Genomic DNA, 18,145 nt, shown 5'->3' on the forward strand with positions numbered 1-18,145 from the left:
TGTTAAAGAGGGTATTCTTCAAAAGCGAATAGTGCTGTAGATAAATACCGTTCACCGGTGTCAGGAAGCAGTACTACGATATTCTTTCCGGCATATTCTGGTTGTGAAGCTACTTGCAGGGCAGCATAGGTGGCTGCTCCTGCGGAAATACCCGTTAACAGCCCTTCTTTGAGAGAAAGTTCTCTTCCTGTGCGGATGGCGTCATCGTCGGTTACGCGGATGATTCTGTCTACTACATTGCGGTTGAATGTTTTGGGGATAAATCCGGCTCCGATACCTTGTATCTTGTGCATACCGGGTTTCTCGCCTGAGAGAACGGCGGATGAATCCGGTTCTACACCGATAATCTCAATTTGTGGATTATGCTGTTTCAAACCTTCGCCTACTCCGCTTAATGTTCCCCCTGTGCCTACTCCGGCGATGAATACATCTACTTTTCCGTCCATGTCTTCCCATATTTCCTGTGCGGTGGTATGTACATGTGCGCGAGGATTTGCGGGATTCTCAAACTGTTGCAGGATGACCGCTCCAGGTGTATTGTCTCTCAGCTCGTTGGCTTTTTCAATGGCTCCGCTCATTCCTTTGCTTCCTGGGGTGAGGACAAGTTGAGCTCCCAACGCCTTCAGTAGGTTTTGACGTTCTATACTCATGGTTTCCGGCATGGTGAGTATGGTTTTGTAGCCTTTTACGCTGGCTACCCATGCCAGGCCTACGCCGGTATTTCCGCTGGTGGGCTCAATGATAGTGGCTCCTTCTTTCAAGACACCTCTTTTTTCCGCATCTTCAATCATGGCCAATGCGATGCGGTCTTTTACGCTGCCGCCGGGATTGAAGTACTCTAACTTGGCGATAATACGTGCTTGGGTATTATGAGCCTTTTCTAAACGTTCAAGTTCCAGTAGGGGAGTATGTCCGATAAGTTCTGTAAGTTGTTTTTTTACCTGTGCCATAATTATTTTCTTTTTCTTTTGGGCAAAGGTAAAGGGAAAAGAGGGGGGAGGCAATACCCTTTTTAGGGTATATTACGGCATAAAAAAAGAGAAACCTGAAGTTTCTCTCGTAGTTGCGGAGGCCTGACTCGAACAGACGACCTTTGGGTTATGAGCCCAACGAGCTACCAACTGCTCCACTCCGCGATGTTTTATTTGTAGTTGCGGAGGCCTGACTCGAACAGACGACCTTTGGGTTATGAGCCCAACGAGCTACCAACTGCTCCACTCCGCGATATTTATTTCTTAAATGCGGTGCAAAGGTACGGAGATAAATCCATATAAACAAATGTTTATGCGAAAAATATAGAAAGGTTTGCTTTTATTTAGAATAATAAAGGCTTTAAGTCATATAATTGAAGAATCTAAAGAGAGGTAAGGGCTTTTCAGATGAATTTGACACCTTATATTTGTGTAGTATGAAGAAAAACAGTACTTTTGCTCAGATTTTTATCAGTTGTGCAATAAGGAAAGATGACAGTATTAAAGACGAGAGCCAAGTTGGTAGACGTTGCCCGACAACTTTTTGCGAAGAAGGGGGTGGAAGATACCACGATGAATGACATTGCCCAAGCTTCAAAGAAAGGAAGACGGACGTTGTACACTTACTTTAAGAGTAAGGAACAGATTTACATGGCTGTGGTAGAGTCGGAACTGGAGATGCTTTCCACTCAGATGGAGAAGGCGGCAAGCAAGCCGGTATCTCCGGATAAAAAGATTCTGGAACTGATTATGACTCATCTGGATGCGATAAAAATGGTGGTATACCGTAATGGAACGTTGAGAGCCGATTTCTTTCGGGATATTTGGAGGGTAGAAGCCATGCGAAAGGAGTTCGACCGGAAGGAGACAGCGTTGTTTCGCCGCGTACTGCATGAAGGAAAGGAACAGAATCTTTTCGATATTGACAATGTAGAGATTACAGCTGATATTTTGCATTATTGCATAAAAGGAATTGAAGTGCCTTATATTCGCGGTCAGATAGGCGAAGAGCTGGACGATGAAACGGGCTGGCGCTATGTAGCCAAGATTGTGTATGGCGCATTAGGGTGCAAGAAAAAAGAAAATAATCATATCGTTTAATTAAAAAATAAAGAAAATGGGATTATTAACTGGAAAGACGGCTATTGTTACCGGTGCTGCACGTGGTATTGGTAAAGCCATTGCATTGAAGTTTGCTGCAGAAGGAGCAAACATTGCCTTTACGGATTTGGTTATTGATGAAAACGGCCAGAATACAGAAAAGGAAATTGCGGCTTATGGCGTAAAAGTAAAAGGATACGCTTCAAATGCAGCAAGCTTTGAAGATACTGCAAAGGTGGTAGAACAGATTCACAAAGACTTTGGTTCTGTTGATATTCTGGTGAACAATGCAGGTATTACAAAAGACGGTCTGATGATGCGTATGAGCGAAGGACAGTGGGATGCTGTGATTGCAGTCAACCTGAAATCTGCCTTCAACTTCATCCATGCATGTACACCGATTATGATGCGTCAGAAACAGGGAAGCATCATCAACATGGCTTCAGTAGTAGGTGTACACGGTAATGCAGGACAGTGCAACTATTCAGCTTCTAAGGCTGGTATGATTGGTCTGGCTAAGTCTATCGCACAGGAATTGGGTTCTCGCGGTATCCGTGCCAATGCCATTGCTCCGGGCTTCATCATTACAGAAATGACAGCTAAGTTGTCTGACGAAGTGAAGGCTGAATGGAACAAACGTATTCCTTTGCGTCGTGGCGGTACACCGGAAGATGTAGCCAACATCGCTCTGTTCCTGGCTTCTGACATGTCTTCATACGTATCAGGACAGGTCATCCAGGTTGACGGTGGTATGAACATGTAATATAATAATGTTAGTATAGAGTGAAGAATGGGGAATAGGGGAGAGTTTTCTTCAGTATTCTCTGTTCTTCATTTTTTTGTGTATGACAGTAGTTTACGAAGATAATCACATCATAGTAGTCAACAAGACTGCTTCAGAAATAGTACAGGGCGATAAGACCGGCGATATTCCCTTGTCGGAGACCGTGAAGCAATATCTGAAAGAGAAATATGCCAAACCGGGAAACGTGTTTTTGGGAGTCACTCACCGACTGGACCGTCCGGTAAGCGGACTGGTGGTATTTGCCAAGACCAGTAAGGCATTGAGCCGTCTGAACGAGATGTTCCGTAATGGTGAAGTAAAGAAAACGTATTGGGCCATTGTGAAACAACAGCCTAAGGAGGCAGAAGGAGAACTGGTGCACTATCTGGTCAGAAACGAAAAGCAGAATAAGTCGTACGCCTACGATAAGGAAGTGAAAAACTCCAAGAAGGCTGTACTGAATTATCGTTTGATAGGTCATTCAGAAAACTATTTTCTGTTGGAAGTAGATTTGAAGACCGGACGCCATCATCAGATACGCTGTCAGCTGGCAAAGATGGGATGCCCTATTAAAGGCGATTTGAAATACGGTTTTCCACGCTCCAATCCGGATGGAAGTATCTGCTTGCATGCCCGCAGGGTACGCTTTATTCATCCGGTATCCAAAGAGCCGATAGATTTGGTAGCCCCTCTTCCTGCAGGCAATCTGTGGAATGGTTTCGGTATGGAATAAAAAAGATAAGAAGGAAACGCTTCACAGCGTCCCCTTCTTTTAACACATAGGCATCTTCATTTTATCTGAGATTGTATATAATTGAGAATTCAATTAAATGAGGTAAACAATCTCTGAACTTTATTCTATGGGGTTGGGTTTAGCCTAGTTTGTTTTGGTTGTTCATTGTCTTTGTTTATCTGTAAATAAACAGACAAAACCCGTGCCAAACTCGTAGAATGCCTTATAGAAGGGATTTTTATACAGAACGCTGTGGAATAATTGTGGAACGTGTGGAAAAATTCCACACGTTTATTGTGGAATGTGGTAGAGTTTTAATTTATTGTATAATGTTTTCCGGTCAATACCCAATAATGTAGCCGCTTTGGTCTTGTTATTTCCGGTTTGCTGCAGGGCTTTTAAAATCCGGTGCTTTTCGGTTTCCTCGTCGTGCAGGGCGAAAGTTTCCTCCATTTCCGGATTTTCGCACACCGTTTTCCGCTCGTTTATTTCTTCTCCTAAATCTTTAGCCGTGATAAATTCACCTTGAGCCAGCAAGGTAGCCCGTTTGACCACATTCTTCAGCTGGCGCAGGTTGCCCGGCCATGGATATTTCTGCATGGCTTCGCTGGCTTCTGCATCGAATCCTATCAATGTACGTTCCAGCTCATGGTTGGCCTGGTCCAGAAAGAAGTTGGCAAACAGCAGAATGTCTTCCGGACGCTCTTTCAAGGAAGGCATCTGTAGCGTAAATTCATTGATACGGTGATATAAATCTTCCCGGAAATTCCCTTTTGCAATGGCCTCTTTCAGATTTTCGTTTGTGGCGCTGATAAGACGAACATCCACCTCAATTTCTTTTGTAGAGCCAATTCGGCGGATACGACGTTCTTGCAAAGCACGCAACAATTGTACCTGCACTTCGTAGCTGAGGTTTCCGATTTCATCCAAAAATAATGTACCTCCATTGGCCTCTTCAAATGCACCGGCCTTGTCATTCAAGGCACCGGTAAATGAGCCTTTCACATGACCAAAGAATTCAGAAGCCGCCAGGTCCTTAGGTATGGAACCGCAGTCAATGGCGATGAAGGGCTTTTCCGAACGTTTGCTCAACTGATGAATGCGATGAGCCACATATTCTTTTCCGGTTCCACTGGCTCCGTTAATCAGTACTGACATTTGTGTAGGAGCTACCAGTCCTACGTAGTTGTATAATTTCCGGGCCTCTTCACTTTCTCCTTCCAGAAAACCATGAGCTGTTTGTGCAGCGTTTTTTTCTTTTCCGCTTTCTGCAGGAGTTTTCTCCTGATGAATAGCCTCTTTGATTTTTTTCAGTAATTCGTCAGGTTGTACCGGTTTCGAAATATAATCAGTGGCTCCTTCCTTCATGGCACGTACGGCACTTTGAATTTCCGCATAGCTGGTCATGATGATGAAAGGCACCTGATTCCCCTGTTCACGAAGCCATGACAACAAGCTTAGTCCGTCCTGGTCGGGAAGACGCAAATCAGACAAGATAAGGTCGAAGTCGCGCGTGCCAATTTGCTTGCGTGCTTTAGCCTGCGTACTTGCAGTCTCCACTTCGAACCCCTTTTTCCCCAGCCATGTCTTTAGCATGGTAGAAAAAGTCAAATCATCCTCAACGATTAAAATAGACGGAACCATGTGATTTTTTGTTTAATTGATTTTACAAAGATACTATTTTTTACGATACCCCTTCTATGTCCTTTAATATTTTGCATGCAAGCACCTGCTTTGTTTCTGCAATCACGGTTTCTGCCGCTTGTTCTGCTTCCGGGGTATAGGTCTGTGTGCCGCGTTGCTGCTCCAGCCATTTCAACAGAGGAATGGCCTTTTGTGCTTCAATCATCAGGAAGGTAGGCAGCATTTTGTGGGCGGTGGCACACAAGGCTTCCATATCTTTGTTACTGATGGCAGTCTGTAACTTCTCCATATTTTTCTGTGTTTCCTGTGCAAAGGTGCGCAGAATCTCTTTGGCAGCTTCCGGGTCATCCTCCGAGAAAGCCGTCAGCGGAGAAAAGTTATAAGGCTGGTCTGTGTGTGGCGAAGTTTCGTGGGTTTCCTTCTGAACTGGCAAGGTGTCAGGAATATTGTCCGATACGGTGAGGTGGGTCAGTGCATTTTTTACCACCTTCTTCAGTTCCGACTGGTTGAAAGGTTTCTGCAACATGCCGGCAAACCCTTTCTGCAGGAAGTCATTCTCATTCATATCCCCTCGGGCTGTGATGGCAATGACCGGAATAGACTGGGCCTGGGCAAAATCCTGGCTGCGAAGGTGATGAAGCAGTTCAAATCCGTTCATGGCAGGCATTTGAATATCCGTGAATACCAGATCGAACGTACGGCTCTTGAGCTGTTCGATAAGCTCTTCCGGCTGTTCACAGCATACCGTTTCTACTTTGAGGTCTTTCACTTCTTCTTCCGCATTATGCAGCATGGCTTCCGTCAAATGCATTTGTATCCGGTCGTCATCGATGATGGCAATTCGCAGATGGATTTTAGGAAGAGTAATGGCCGGTTCCTTTGTGTCGGGAGCTGGTTTGGGTGAAATGGAAGGTAAAGGCATGGATACCTTGAACGTACTACCTTTTCCGGGAGCACTTTCGATGTCTATTCTTCCTAACAGAAGTTCTACCAGTTTGCGAGTGATGGACAATCCCAGTCCGAATCCTTCCTGTCCTTGTGCACTGCTCAGGCGGGTGAACTCTTTGAATATGCGTTCCTGCTCACTGGCTGTCATGCCGCATCCGGTATCGGATATGCTGAACACGAACTGATTGCCGTGGTATTCTGCCTGTAGGGTAATACCTCCTGCAGCTGTAAATTTCAGGGCATTCGATAGCAGGTTCTCCACAATCTGGCGTATGCGGAACGGGTCTCCTTCCAGGGTGAGAGTTTCCGGAAGTTTTTCCTTGAAATCCAGTTGCAGTTGCTTCTTTTCTGCTAAGGGCAGGAAACTGTTATAAATATCTGTCAGCAATTCGTGCGGATTGAAAGCTACCGGATGTAAGTCCATCTTACCTGCTTCCAGGCGGTGGTAATCCAGCAGGGAAGTGACGAGTGCCAGCAGATGTTGTGCCGAACTTTTCATGTTCGATAAATAAAACTGCTGTCGCCGGTCGTTCACCAGGCGGATGAGCAGGTCGATGTAGCCGATGATGGAGCCGGCGGGGGCCTTGATGTCATGGGTGATGGTCAGCATCAACTTTTCACGGGCTATCAGCAAGTTCTCGGCATACGACTTCGCTTTTTCCAGTTCCCGTCGGTAATGGTTGTTGCGAGTGATGTCGCGTGCAATGACAATGGAGAATACCAGTACCAGCACAAAGGCGGCAATGGCAATCTTGGCCATGGTTTCAGCAGCTTCTTTCCGTATCTCTTCCTCCTGCATCAGTTTGGTGCGGGCGGCTTCCTGTTCATCGTGTTCAATGTTTTCCAGCAACTGGTTGACACGCTGGCTCAGTCCGCTTCCAATGACGCGCAGGCTGCTGATGCGAGTGTTCAGCATCTCGGTTTCCTTTTGGCGGGTCTGAAATACCTTGTGCTGAATACCTGTAATCATGCTGCTGATGGTATCTATCGGACTGTACACTTCATCCAGTGTATCCGTGTATTCCTCCTGAATCACGTTGCTCACCTGGGTGGAATCTTCTTTCCCGGGTGCGAATACGTCAGCCAGCCTTTTGAAGAATCCTTTCTTTTTGTGATGGATGGTGTAGGAGTTATGGTGCGTAATGACTTTTCTGCGTATATGCGGCGTACTGAGCAAAGAATCCTGCTGAGCTATCAGGCTGTCAAGCTGCTCCTGATAAATCTGGTCGGTCGGTGTATTCCGCATGGCTTCCAGCACCGCATACATGTTCCATTGCTTGTTCTGCAACAAGGTCCTTACGGTGTCCAGACGGGCTTGCTGCAGGGTGTCCGTCAGAATCGTTTCCAGTGTATCAATCGAAGCGTTCACTTCTTTCATCGCCTTCAGGTAGTGATAATACTCGTTCAGATTTCCGGTGCGGAGTGTCTGCCCGATACTTTCCGCGTCATACAGCTGGCTGATGATACGGTGAGTGATGTGGCGCCGGTGGTCGAGCTGGTCTCTCAGGCTGGTAGGAGTAGTCAGCAGGTTCATCTGCTGCATGGTATAAGTAAAAGCTCCTATCAGAAGCCCCACCAGCAATATGTAGCCGATAACGATTTTGAAAGAAGTGGAGAACATGGTTTAGCGGATAGATTTCGTTTTATATCTGAATCGCAGGTAATACATGATTCCGGCACTGGTAAGTCCGAAAGGAAAGGCTGCCCAAATACCGATGGCTCCCCAGCCACAGACAAATCCGAAGAGATAGCCTGCAGGTAAGGAAATCAGGAAATAGGCGATGAACGAGAACAGCATCATGGGACGTACGTCGGCGATTCCCCGCAGGGCGTTGGCGAAATTGATTTGCAGTCCGTCGCCAAACTGATACAGCAGGAAAGGGATGATGAGCTGTGCCACCATCAGGCTTACGGCCTCGTCATTGGTAAACCAGCCGCCGATGTAGTGGCGAAGCAGGAAGATAGGAATGCCCGTGAGCACAATCATGGCCAAGATGATGTGGAAGCCGCTTCTGGCCGTATGGCGCACATGCTCCAGGTCCTTTTGGCCGAAGAAATAGCTGATGCGTACCGATACGGCCGACCCCATGCCGTAGTACATCATGAAGCAGACTTGCGACACGGCTATCATGATTTGGTAGGAGGCAAGCGCCGTACTTCCCAGCCATCCCACCATGATGGCGCTGAGGCTGAACGAAGCCGTCTCCATTCCCATCTGGCCGGCAATGGGCCATCCCAGCTTGTTCAATAACCCGAAATCGGACCTGTTGAGGCGTCCTTTGGCGAACCCTTTTCTGAACACGTCGTAGCGCGAGGTACAGAAAAAGAGTATCACGTAGGCAATGACCATCAGGATGCGTGAGGCCAGGGTGGCGATGCCTGCACCCAGCAGTCCCAGCTCCGGAAATCCGGCCTTTCCGTAAATCAGAAGATAGTTTCCTATGATGTTCAGCACGTTACCCCCTAACAGAATCCACATGGAGATACGTGTGTCGGTAATTCCGTCAGTAAATTGCTTGAAACCGTTGAACCACAGCACGAAAGGAAGTGAAGCCAGCAATACGAGGTAATACGGTCGCATGGCGGGAAGCAGTTCTTCCGGCTGCCCTAATTTATCGATGTTCCAATAAAGCACCGCCATGACCAGACACACGATTGCGGCCAGCAGCGTATTGGCTGCCAGACTGTTTTTCAGGGTACGTCCAACTTCTTCACAACGGTTTTGTCCGAACAGACTGCCCACGATAGGGGTCAGACCATAGCTGAAACCCGTACTGAAAATAATCGCTAAATTGAACATGTTGTTCACAAAGCTGGCTGCCGCCAGTTCATGCGTACTGTGATGCCCAATCATCAATGTGTCGGCAAAGCCTAAGATGATGACTCCAATCTGTCCGATGACGATGGGAATGCCCAGCCAGAGGAGTGCACGGTAATTTGAATGTCTCATGAAATAGCCTTATAGTAGAGTATGCTGCAATTTTCGGGAACGAAGCAACGGGTCGAAGTCGCCTGAATCTGTTCGGCAGTTACGGCACGGTATTTTCCTACCTCCTCGTTGATGTCTTCTGCTTTTCCCGTCAGTTCAAAGAAAGCTAGATTGGTTGCTACGTTCAGGTAGTTGATGTTGTTGAAAATCTGTTCGCTCTCGTAGCGGTTCTTTACCTTCTCCAGTTCCTGTTCGCTTACCGGTACGGTCTTCATTTTCTCTAATTCCTTCCAGATGGCCTCTTCTGCCTGTTCCAGAGAAACACCTTCTACCGGTTTACCGGTGATATGAAGCAGTCCTTCATCCAGGCTGCCTGAAATATAGGCATCGATGGAAGTAAACAACTTCTGTTCCTGCACCAGCGACTGGATGAACCGTGAAGAACGACCGTTCGACAGAATGTCAGTAATCATGTCGTATACGTAATAATCCGGATGCATGCGGTTGGACATGTGGAAAGCCATGTAGATGGCATCTACCGGTACTTTCCGTTCCACCGTCTTGCGGCGTACAGCCGTCTGGGGCTTTTCAGTCGGAAGCTGTCGGGGGGAAATGTTCCGTGCTGGAATGGGGCCGAACCATTTCTCTGCCAGCCGGATTGTTTCTTCGAATGAGATATGTCCCGTTACGGCCAGAATGGCATTGTTCGGTGCATAAAAACGGTAGAAAAAGTCTTTCACTTCCTCCAGTGTAGCCTGAGCGATGTGTGCGATTTCCTTCCCGATGGTCGGCCAGCGGTACGGATGCGATTCGTATGCCAGTTCACGCAGCAGATGCGACGCATCCCCGTAGGGCTGGTTCAGGTTGCGCTGCTTGAATTCCTCAATCACCACCTGGCGCTGCACCTCCAGACTCTTCGGGCTGAAATCCAGACTGAACATGCGGTCGCTTTCCAGCCAGAATCCCGTTTCCACGTTCTGGTGCGGCAGGGTGATGTAATAATTTGTAATGTCGTTGTTGGTCCAGGCATTGTTCTCTCCTCCGGCATTCTGCACGGGAGTGTCGTAGTCGGGGATGTGGAGGGAACCTCCGAACATCAGGTGCTCGAACAGATGGGCAAATCCCGTGTGCGACGGGTCTTCATCGCGGGCTCCCACGTCGTACAACAAGTTGAGGGCGACCATTTGTGTAGAGTCGTCCTCATTGTGTACAATCCGCAGCCCGTTAGCCAGTGTATAACGGTTTACTTGAATCATGCGGAAATCAGATTATTCAATCACGGTTGCTTTCAGAATGCGTACGTCTGTTTCCGGACGGTCGGCGCGGTTGGTCTTTACAGCCTGAATCTTGTCGATAACTTCCATACCTTCTGTCACCTCTCCGAATACGGTATACGCTCCGTCCAGGTGAGGCGCACCTCCTACGGTAGTATAGGCTGCAATCTGTTCACGGCTGAACTTCAGGGCCGGTTCCTTGGCTACGATGCCACGTGCCTGGGCTTCCAGACTGTCCTGCAATTCCAACAGGCCGTCGTTGTCGCCGGCTTTGCGCATCTTGTAGATTTCTTTCATGTGCTTGCGGGCCAGTTCGTTGAACACCGTTTCCAAACGTGCCTCATTCAACTGGTTCTCCATGCTGATCATCTGTGCTTCAGAGAATTTACGTCCGGTCACAATGTAGAACTGACAGCCGGAAGATTCCTTGTTCGGGTTTACTTCGTCACCCAAGCGGGCAGCAGCCAGTGCACCTTTCTTGTGGAAGAATTTCGGGTTGAACTCAGCCGGCAGTGTGTAACCTACATCTCCGTTCCCCAATGTAGTGGTATCGGTAGCAGTCTTGCTCTGCGGGTCGCCTGCCTGAATCATGAAATTCTTGATTACGCGGTGGAAGAGCGTACTGTCATAAGTACCCTCTTTCGCCAGTTTGATAAAATTGTCCCGATGCTTGGGAGTTTCATTATACAGTTTGACCGTGATGTTTCCCATGGTCGTTTCCAGACGTACAAGTGTTTCGTTTCCAGTTTCCATATTGGTTGTCTTTTTCTGACCGCCCGTGCATGCCATCAGGCAGCAGGCCATCAATGTGAATAAAATAGATAATTTTTTCATGTGAAGAAAGTTGGTTTTGCAAAGGTACAAAAAAACTCTTTATCTGCTGCTTTATCATGTAGCCATCAGCCTTTTTCTTTAGCGGTGACGGCCACATAGACTCTGTGTGTGCGCTGCCCCTTGGGGAGTATGCCTGTTTCTGGTGTTGTTCCCCACTTCTGAAGTTCCCTGGCTGCGGTAGTATGGCTCAAGCCGGTGAGGGCCATGTAATCCGCCACCGTCATGTACGGGTGTGTGGTCAGAAAATCCAGGGCCATTTTCAATCTCTTTTCGCTGGAGTGGTGTGAAGTTTTCAGCTTGCTGGTACCGCTTTCTCTTTCCAGCGTGCAGTGCCCTTCCGTCTTGCGAATCAGTTCTTTGTCGGCACGGAAGTTGATGTTGCGTATTTTGATGCTTCTGGCATTGCGACGGGTTTCTCCTGCGGGTTGTTCGGCCTCTTTTCCTTCCGTTATTCCTAACGAAGGAGTAAATGTGCCGATTTCATCGAGCTTGACCGAATATCCCCGGCTCATTTCGCGGGCCATGGCATCTTTCAGGGCCATAATCATGCCCCGGAGCTCTCCGGTGTTGTAGGTGGTGTGATGTGCGATGTCTTCAATCAGCTCCTCTGTAGAACATTGTCCCTTGATAATCATTCTTGGATAGAGGATGGTCTCGTTTTCGTTGTGCAGGTCTTTCATTTCCTGCATGGTGTAAGTAGCTGCCATTTGAATCAATAAATTTAAAGGGTTAGAACAATTCTTTTAAATGCGCTGAAGCATTCTCTGTTTCACAGTGCGGGATTTGTATTTCACAGTGTGAAATATGTATCCCACACTGTGGTTTTTGTATCCCACAGTGTGAAACAGAGAATTCTCTTAGGTGAAGGTAATTATATTCAAGGGGAAAAGCAAGAATTTGGTAGGGAAATCGGAAGAAATAATGTTGTTATAATCTCATCACCTCCTGTTCAAAGTTATCCTTGTCACCTTTAGCCCTGTTACGTATTTTACTTCTATAGTTATATACCGTAGCTAATGAGTATCCCAAGAAATGGGCAATTCGGTTGGCGTCGGTCACTCCCAGGCGAATCAAGGCGAAAATACGTAACTCAGTGTTTAAGATTTCTCCAGGTTTGGGCTCAATTTTTCCATCTTCATTCAACAGGTTGTTGAAATCATGGATGAAGTTGGGGAATAGTTCCAAAAACGATTTATCAAACTCGTTATAAAAGTTTTTACGTTCTTCACGCAGAAAGTCTGCCGAACGGATAGCTTTAAACAAATCTTCTATGCGGGAAGCCATCGCTAATTTCTCAAGTGAGCGTCTGTATTGTTCCAGTTTGTCCAGGTAGCTGACACAACGGTCCAGATAACGGGCGATGTACACTTCTTTGATTTTTCCAGTCTGCTGCAATTGCTGGTTGAGAGCTACCAGTTCTTTGTTGCTTTTTGAGAGATTCTTTCGCATGAGAGAAAGTTTTCTCAGTCCATGGTATAGGTAAAAGGCCAGTAGGATGAGATATACAGCCAATCCGGTAATGCTAAGAGTCAGGATTCTTCCTAACCGTTTTTCTTGCGCCTTTTTGTCGGAATAAGCCTTATCGATGATGGGATAGAATTCTGTGACTTCTAAAAAACGCAGGCGTGCATTGCAGGCTACAGCGTCTTTCATGGAACAGCTTACATAATTATAAGCTCTTTCCGGGTCGCCTTGCTGGTACACCAGGCGAGCAAGCTTTTGAAGGGCCGCGTATTCGCGAACCGATGCATTGAGGTCAATGAGGGCTGTCTGAGCAAGGTAATAGATTTCCATGTCTGTGTCTTTCTTGGCTTCGTATGCCAATGAAAGGGTATAGTATGCGTATGCTTTTTCCTGTATGTCTAAAGGAGAAGTAAGCACTTTGTTCAAAATGGGAATAGCCTGGTCTGCCTGCCCGCTTAATATCATTTTTTCTGCCAATACAATGTTACGGTTGCTTCCTTGAGGAAGTATTTTCAACAGGGAGTCACGATACAGTTCCGTCTTTTTCAGATACGTTTGTTTTACGTGTAGGTCTACTGTATTATCTGCCATCCATCCATAACAGGCTCTTATGGTGAAATAATAATATTCTAAGTTGGGGGAAGACAGCTCATGAGGGTGAATTGTTTGTAATTCTGTCAAGGCCTCATTGTACATGCCCATGACACCTCTTACTTCTGCCCGATTGATAGAGATTTCGATGTCTCTCTCCGGTTGAGGCTGGAGAGAGTTGTAGTATTCTTTACGACGAATATAGTGGCAGGCAGAGTCAGCCTGATAATGTAGATACAAATTAAATAGTTCTCCACAGAGTTTATAACGCTCGGTATTGTCTGTGGCATAGTTCAGTCGTTGTTTGATTTGAGATATGACAGCTTCTCTGTCGTTTTTAAATTTCTCTTTTTGGGAAATTGCTTTATCTAATTGCTCTAAGATTCGTTGCTCGGAGTCTTGTGCGGAAATGGAGATGAACCAGCCTTCTGCAATAAACAATATAAGGAAAAGTATAGATCTCATAGTTTTAAGGTTGAATATCTGATGTTATATCATTTATATTTTAGTTGCTTCAAATTTTGTTAACTTCTTGTAAACCTTCTGTTTACTTCTTTTATGTATTTATATTTTATTTCCAAAGATAAGAAATCTTTTATCATGAATCTACTTTTGCGTTGAAAAACATTTCAACCTCAATATCATGAAACATGCATTAATTTTATTGATTGTGTTCCTTTTCTCGTGGGGAGGAGGACAGGCTGCTCAGGCAATGGAGATAAAGAAAGTGGCTCCTTCTTTCTGGTGGGCAGGAATGAAAAATCCAGAACTCCAGATTTTGTTGTATGGAGAGAATTTGGCTTTGTCGGATGTGAGTGTATCCGGCGAAGGAATTTTTCTGAAAGAAACAGTTAGGCAGGACAATCCGAATTATTTGTTGCTCTACCTTGATTTATCGGAAGCAAAGGCACAGACTTTTCAAATCCTGTTGAAAAACGGAAAAAAGAAATTGCAGATTCCATACGAACTGAAATCGCGTGTGCGGAGAGGAGAAGATGTAAAAGGTTTTACTTCAGAAGATGTGCTTTACCTGATTATGCCCGATCGTTTCGCCAACGGTAATCCTGAAAATGACGTGGTAGACGGGATGCGTGAAAAGAAGGTAGACCGTGCTGATGCGTTTGCACGTCATGGTGGTGATATTCAAGGTATATCGAGTCATTTGGATTATATTGCTGATTTAGGAGTGACAGCAATCTGGCTGAATCCTACTCAGGAAAATGATATGGAAAGCGGTTCCTATCATGGATATGCCATTACAGACTATTATCAGATTGACAGACGGTTTGGAAGTAATGAAGATTTCTGTGCACTGGTAGAGAAAGCGCATGAAAAGAATCTGGAAGTAGTGATGGATATGATTTTTAATCATTGCGGAAGCGAAAATTACCTGTTTAAAGACAAACCTTCCAAAGAATGGTTTAATTACCATTCCAATTACGTGCAAACTTCATTTAAAACGGCCAGTGTAATGGATATTCACGCCAGTGCATTCGAAAAGAAGATTGCCACTGACGGGTGGTTTACTTCTGTAATGCCTGATTTTAACCAACGTAACCGCCATGTGGTTCGTTATCTGATACAAAGCAGTATCTGGTGGATTGAGTATGCTGGCATTAACGGTATCCGACAGGATACACATCCCTATGCGGATTTTGATTTTATGAGTCAGTGGTGTAAAGAGGTGTTGGATGAATATCCTTATTTCAATATTGTAGGAGAAACCTGGTTGAATAGTAATGTGCTGGTTTCCTATTGGCAGAAGGACAGTAAACTGGCTGCGCCGCTGAATTCTAACTTGCCTACAGTGATGGATTTTCCTTTACAGGCTTTGATAAATCAGGCATTTGATGAAGAAACCGGTGAGTGGGGAGGAGGATTATATAAGCTTTATGATTATCAGACACAGGATTTGGTATATGCCAATCCGATGAATCTGCTGACTTTTTTAGATAATCATGATACTTCCCGCTTTGCACAGACCGATGAAATGGCGAAGAACCTGAAACGTTATAAGCAGGCTATGGTCTTTCTGCTCACTACCAGAGGCATTCCGCAGATTTATTATGGTACGGAAATACTGATGACCGGTGATAAAGGCAAGGGTGATGGAGATTTGCGTAAGGATTTTCCAGGAGGCTGGCAAGGAGATACGCGCAACTGCTTTGCAAAGAATGGGCGGACGGCATTGGAAAACGAAGCATTTGAGTTTACCCGTCAATTGCTGAATTGGAGAAAAGGGAATCAGGTGATAGGTAAAGGAAGCCTGAAACATTATTCTATTCAAAACGGAGTGTATGTGTATCAGCGTGAGTTTAACGGTAAATCGGTGGTAATTATCATGAACGGAACGGATGACTCAAAAGAACTGGACCTGGCTCCTTACCAGGAAATCCTTCCACGAGAAAATGCACTCGACGTATTGACCGGAAAAAATGTGAATTTAAGCGGGAAACTTTGTTTGGATGGAAGAGAAAATCTCATTCTAAACTTCTAAAACGTTTCTATTTTTAGGCTATGTAAAACTGATTAATCGGCTTATTATAAGATGATTACCATTTATGCTGATTTATATTTTCCTTTTTGTGAAAATAAGATGAAAAAGTGACGCATAATTTTGCTCTCGATAATTGAAAAACATAAAATCTAATCAATATTAATACCACGAAGAACTTATGAAAACAAGAAAAACTTTTGCCTTTGTAGCTTTGTGTTGTTGTGCATTGTGGGCGAATGCACAGAAATTGACTTCACCGGATGGGAATCTGGTAATGGACTTTAGCTTGAATCAAAAAGGTGCTCCTGTTTATGAGTTAACTTTTAAGAACAAGCCTGTGATAAAACCCAGTACATTGGGACTGGAATTAAAACGGGAAGATCCGGAAAAGCGGATTGGCTTTGAATGGACAGAACGCAAAGATAAAGAACGGGTAGATGAGAAAATGAATCTGATGACTGGTTTTAAAGTCAGAGAAACGCATACTTCTACTTTTGATGAAACTTGGCGTCCGGTATGGGGTGAAGAAAGTGAAATACGCAATCATTACAATGAACTGGAAGTGACACTTGATCAGCCGGAAAATGACCGTTACATCGTGATTCGTTTCCGCTTGTTCAACGACGGACTGGGTTTCCGCTATGAGTTCCCTCAGCAACCTAATTTGAATTATTTCGTCATTAAGGAAGAACATACTCAGTTTGCTATGACCGGTGACCATACGGCATTCTGGATTCCGGGAGATTATGACACGCAGGAATATGACTATACAACTTCCCGTCTTTCTGAGATTCGTGAGAAAATGAAAACGGCGGTGACGGAAAATTCTTCACAGTTTGTGTTCTCACCTACGGGAGTACAGACAGCTTTGATGATGAAGACGGATGATGGCCTTTATATCAATCTGCATGAAGCAGCTTTGGTAGACTATGCTTGTATGAGCCTGAATCTGGATGATAAGAATATGGTATTTGAATCATGGCTGACGCCGGATGCAAAGGGAGATAAAGGTTATATGCAAACTCCTTGCAACTCGCCTTGGCGTACCGTAATCGTGAGTGACGATGCACGTAATATCTTGGCTTCACGTATTACGCTGAACCTGAATGAACCATGTAAAATTGAGGATACTTCCTGGATTCATCCGGTAAAATATGTGGGTGTATGGTGGGATATGATTACCAACAAAGGAACTTGGGCTTATACTGATGAGTTGCCCAGTGTGAAGCTTGGGGTGACTGATTATTCACAGACAAAGCCGAATGGTAAGCACTCAGCCAATACAGCCAATGTGAAACGTTACATCGATTTTGCGGCAAAACATGGTTTTAATGCGGTACTCGTAGAAGGATGGAACCAGGGTTGGGAAGACTGGTTTGGCAAGAGCAAAGACTATGTGTTTGATTTTGTGACTCCTTATCCGGACTTTGATGTGCAGGAAATTCATCGTTATGCGGCAAGTAAAGGTATTGAAATGATGATGCATCATGAAACTTCAGCTTCTGTCCGTAATTACGAACGTCATTTGGATAAAGCATACCAGTTTATGGTGGACAATGGGTATAACTCAGTGAAGAGCGGCTATGTGGGTGACATTATTCCTCGTGGTGAACATCACTACGGACAGTGGATGGTAAACCACTATCTGTATGCCGTGAAGAAAGCTGCTGATTATAGAATCATGGTAAATGCTCATGAAGCTGTTCGCCCGACCGGATTGTGTCGTACTTATCCGAACCTGATTGGTAATGAGTCAGCACGTGGTACAGAATACGAGTCATTTGGCGGAAATAATGTGAACCATACGACTATTCTTCCGTTTACACGTTTGATTGGTGGTCCGATGGATTATACGCCGGGTATCTTTGAGCCGGATTGCAGCAAGATGAATCCTAATAACAAATCGCATGCACGTACTACCCTGGCACGTCAGCTGGCACTTTATGTTACAATGTATAGCCCATTGCAGATGGCTGCCGATGTGCCGGAAAACTACGAACGCTTTATGGATGCTTTCCAGTTCATTAAAGATGTGGCTGTCGACTGGGATGAAACGAAGTATTTGGAAGCAGAACCGGGTGAGTTTGTGACGATTGCCCGTCGTGCAAAAGGTACCACTGACTGGTATGTAGGATGTACAGCAGGATATAACGGCCATGAATCGAAGCTGACACTTGATTTCCTGGAACCGGGAAAGAAATATGAAGCCGTGATTTATGCAGATGCCAAAGATGCAAGCTGGGATAAGAATCCGCAGGCTTATACTATCACTAAGAAGAAAGTAACGAACAAGACAAAGTTGAATTTGAAAGCAGCTGTGGGAGGTGGATATGCTATCTCAATTAAAGAAATTAAGTAACTAAGCGGGATAATAA

General features: G+C 45.3%; 13 protein-coding genes and 2 tRNA genes. 5 read left to right on the forward strand and 10 right to left on the reverse strand.

What is annotated here, in order from left to right; genetic code table 11:
• Nucleotides 1-2: 2 nt before the first annotated feature.
• From cysK to DXD04_RS04815, 3 genes are all read right to left on the reverse strand, one after another.
• The gene (gene cysK / locus DXD04_RS04805; RefSeq protein WP_117671351.1) at nucleotides 3-950 is read right to left on the reverse strand and encodes a cysteine synthase A; all 948 of its coding nucleotides are present in this window, start codon (nucleotides 948-950) and stop codon (nucleotides 3-5) included.
• 113 nt (nucleotides 951-1,063) lie between these two features.
• Nucleotides 1,064-1,136: transfer RNA gene (locus tag DXD04_RS04810), tRNA-Met, on the reverse strand.
• A gap of 15 nt (nucleotides 1,137-1,151) precedes the next feature.
• A tRNA-Met gene (locus DXD04_RS04815) sits at nucleotides 1,152-1,224 on the reverse strand.
• A 239-nt stretch (nucleotides 1,225-1,463) separates the two neighbouring features.
• Between DXD04_RS04815 and DXD04_RS04820 the strand changes: the two genes are divergently transcribed.
• The 3 genes from DXD04_RS04820 (at nucleotide 1,464) to DXD04_RS04830 (ending at nucleotide 3,589) form a co-directional block, all read left to right on the forward strand.
• The gene (locus DXD04_RS04820) at nucleotides 1,464-2,072 is read left to right on the forward strand and encodes a TetR/AcrR family transcriptional regulator (protein ID WP_117671353.1); all 609 of its coding nucleotides are present in this window, start codon (nucleotides 1,464-1,466) and stop codon (nucleotides 2,070-2,072) included.
• A 16-nt stretch (nucleotides 2,073-2,088) separates the two neighbouring features.
• Nucleotides 2,089-2,835 carry a 3-oxoacyl-[acyl-carrier-protein] reductase gene (gene fabG / locus DXD04_RS04825; protein WP_022053454.1) on the forward strand — a complete coding sequence of 249 codons (747 nt, stop codon included), beginning with the start codon at nucleotides 2,089-2,091 and terminating at the stop codon, nucleotides 2,833-2,835.
• A gap of 82 nt (nucleotides 2,836-2,917) precedes the next feature.
• Complete coding sequence (locus DXD04_RS04830; RefSeq protein WP_117671355.1) at nucleotides 2,918-3,589, forward strand: RluA family pseudouridine synthase; 672 nt, start codon at nucleotides 2,918-2,920, stop codon at nucleotides 3,587-3,589.
• Between the two features lie 291 nt (nucleotides 3,590-3,880).
• On the opposite strand, the gene DXD04_RS04835 is transcribed toward DXD04_RS04830, so the two are convergent.
• The 7 genes from DXD04_RS04835 to DXD04_RS04865 all read right to left on the reverse strand — a co-directional run bounded on the left by DXD04_RS04835 (nucleotide 3,881) and on the right by DXD04_RS04865 (nucleotide 13,738).
• Nucleotides 3,881-5,233 (reverse strand): sigma-54-dependent transcriptional regulator, encoded by a 1,353-nt coding sequence (locus DXD04_RS04835; RefSeq protein ID WP_117671357.1) that lies wholly within the window; start codon nucleotides 5,231-5,233, stop codon nucleotides 3,881-3,883.
• 40 nt (nucleotides 5,234-5,273) lie between these two features.
• Nucleotides 5,274-7,802 carry a hybrid sensor histidine kinase/response regulator gene (locus DXD04_RS04840; protein WP_117671359.1) on the reverse strand — a complete coding sequence of 843 codons (2,529 nt, stop codon included), beginning with the start codon at nucleotides 7,800-7,802 and terminating at the stop codon, nucleotides 5,274-5,276.
• 3 nt (nucleotides 7,803-7,805) lie between these two features.
• Complete coding sequence (locus DXD04_RS04845; RefSeq protein ID WP_117671361.1) at nucleotides 7,806-9,131, reverse strand: MATE family efflux transporter; 1,326 nt, start codon at nucleotides 9,129-9,131, stop codon at nucleotides 7,806-7,808.
• Nucleotides 9,128-10,366, reverse strand: a complete 1,239-nt coding sequence (locus DXD04_RS04850; protein ID WP_117671363.1) for a M16 family metallopeptidase — start codon at nucleotides 10,364-10,366, stop codon at nucleotides 9,128-9,130. The genes DXD04_RS04845 and DXD04_RS04850 overlap by 4 nt, the downstream gene beginning before the upstream one ends.
• A gap of 12 nt (nucleotides 10,367-10,378) precedes the next feature.
• A complete protein-coding gene (locus DXD04_RS04855; protein ID WP_117671365.1) occupies nucleotides 10,379-11,218 on the reverse strand; it encodes a peptidylprolyl isomerase in 840 nt (279 codons plus the stop codon).
• Nucleotides 11,219-11,283: 65 nt separating this feature from the next.
• Nucleotides 11,284-11,925 (reverse strand): HU family DNA-binding protein, encoded by a 642-nt coding sequence (locus DXD04_RS04860; RefSeq protein WP_117671367.1) that lies wholly within the window; start codon nucleotides 11,923-11,925, stop codon nucleotides 11,284-11,286.
• A 220-nt stretch (nucleotides 11,926-12,145) separates the two neighbouring features.
• Nucleotides 12,146-13,738, reverse strand: a complete 1,593-nt coding sequence (locus tag DXD04_RS04865) for a DUF6377 domain-containing protein (RefSeq protein ID WP_117671369.1) — start codon at nucleotides 13,736-13,738, stop codon at nucleotides 12,146-12,148.
• A gap of 178 nt (nucleotides 13,739-13,916) precedes the next feature.
• Between DXD04_RS04865 and DXD04_RS04870 the strand changes: the two genes are divergently transcribed.
• Both DXD04_RS04870 and DXD04_RS04875 read left to right on the forward strand, forming a co-directional pair.
• Nucleotides 13,917-15,770: a glycoside hydrolase family 13 protein gene (locus tag DXD04_RS04870; RefSeq protein WP_117671371.1), complete on the forward strand. Its 1,854-nt coding sequence runs from the start codon at nucleotides 13,917-13,919 to the stop codon at nucleotides 15,768-15,770.
• Nucleotides 15,771-15,948: 178 nt separating this feature from the next.
• Nucleotides 15,949-18,129 (forward strand): glycoside hydrolase family 97 protein, encoded by a 2,181-nt coding sequence (locus DXD04_RS04875; RefSeq protein ID WP_117671373.1) that lies wholly within the window; start codon nucleotides 15,949-15,951, stop codon nucleotides 18,127-18,129.
• Nucleotides 18,130-18,145 lie beyond the last annotated feature (16 nt).

The organism is Phocaeicola plebeius, assembly GCF_003437535.1.
In the GTDB taxonomy this organism is placed as follows: Bacteria; Bacteroidota; Bacteroidia; order Bacteroidales; family Bacteroidaceae; genus Phocaeicola; species Phocaeicola plebeius_A.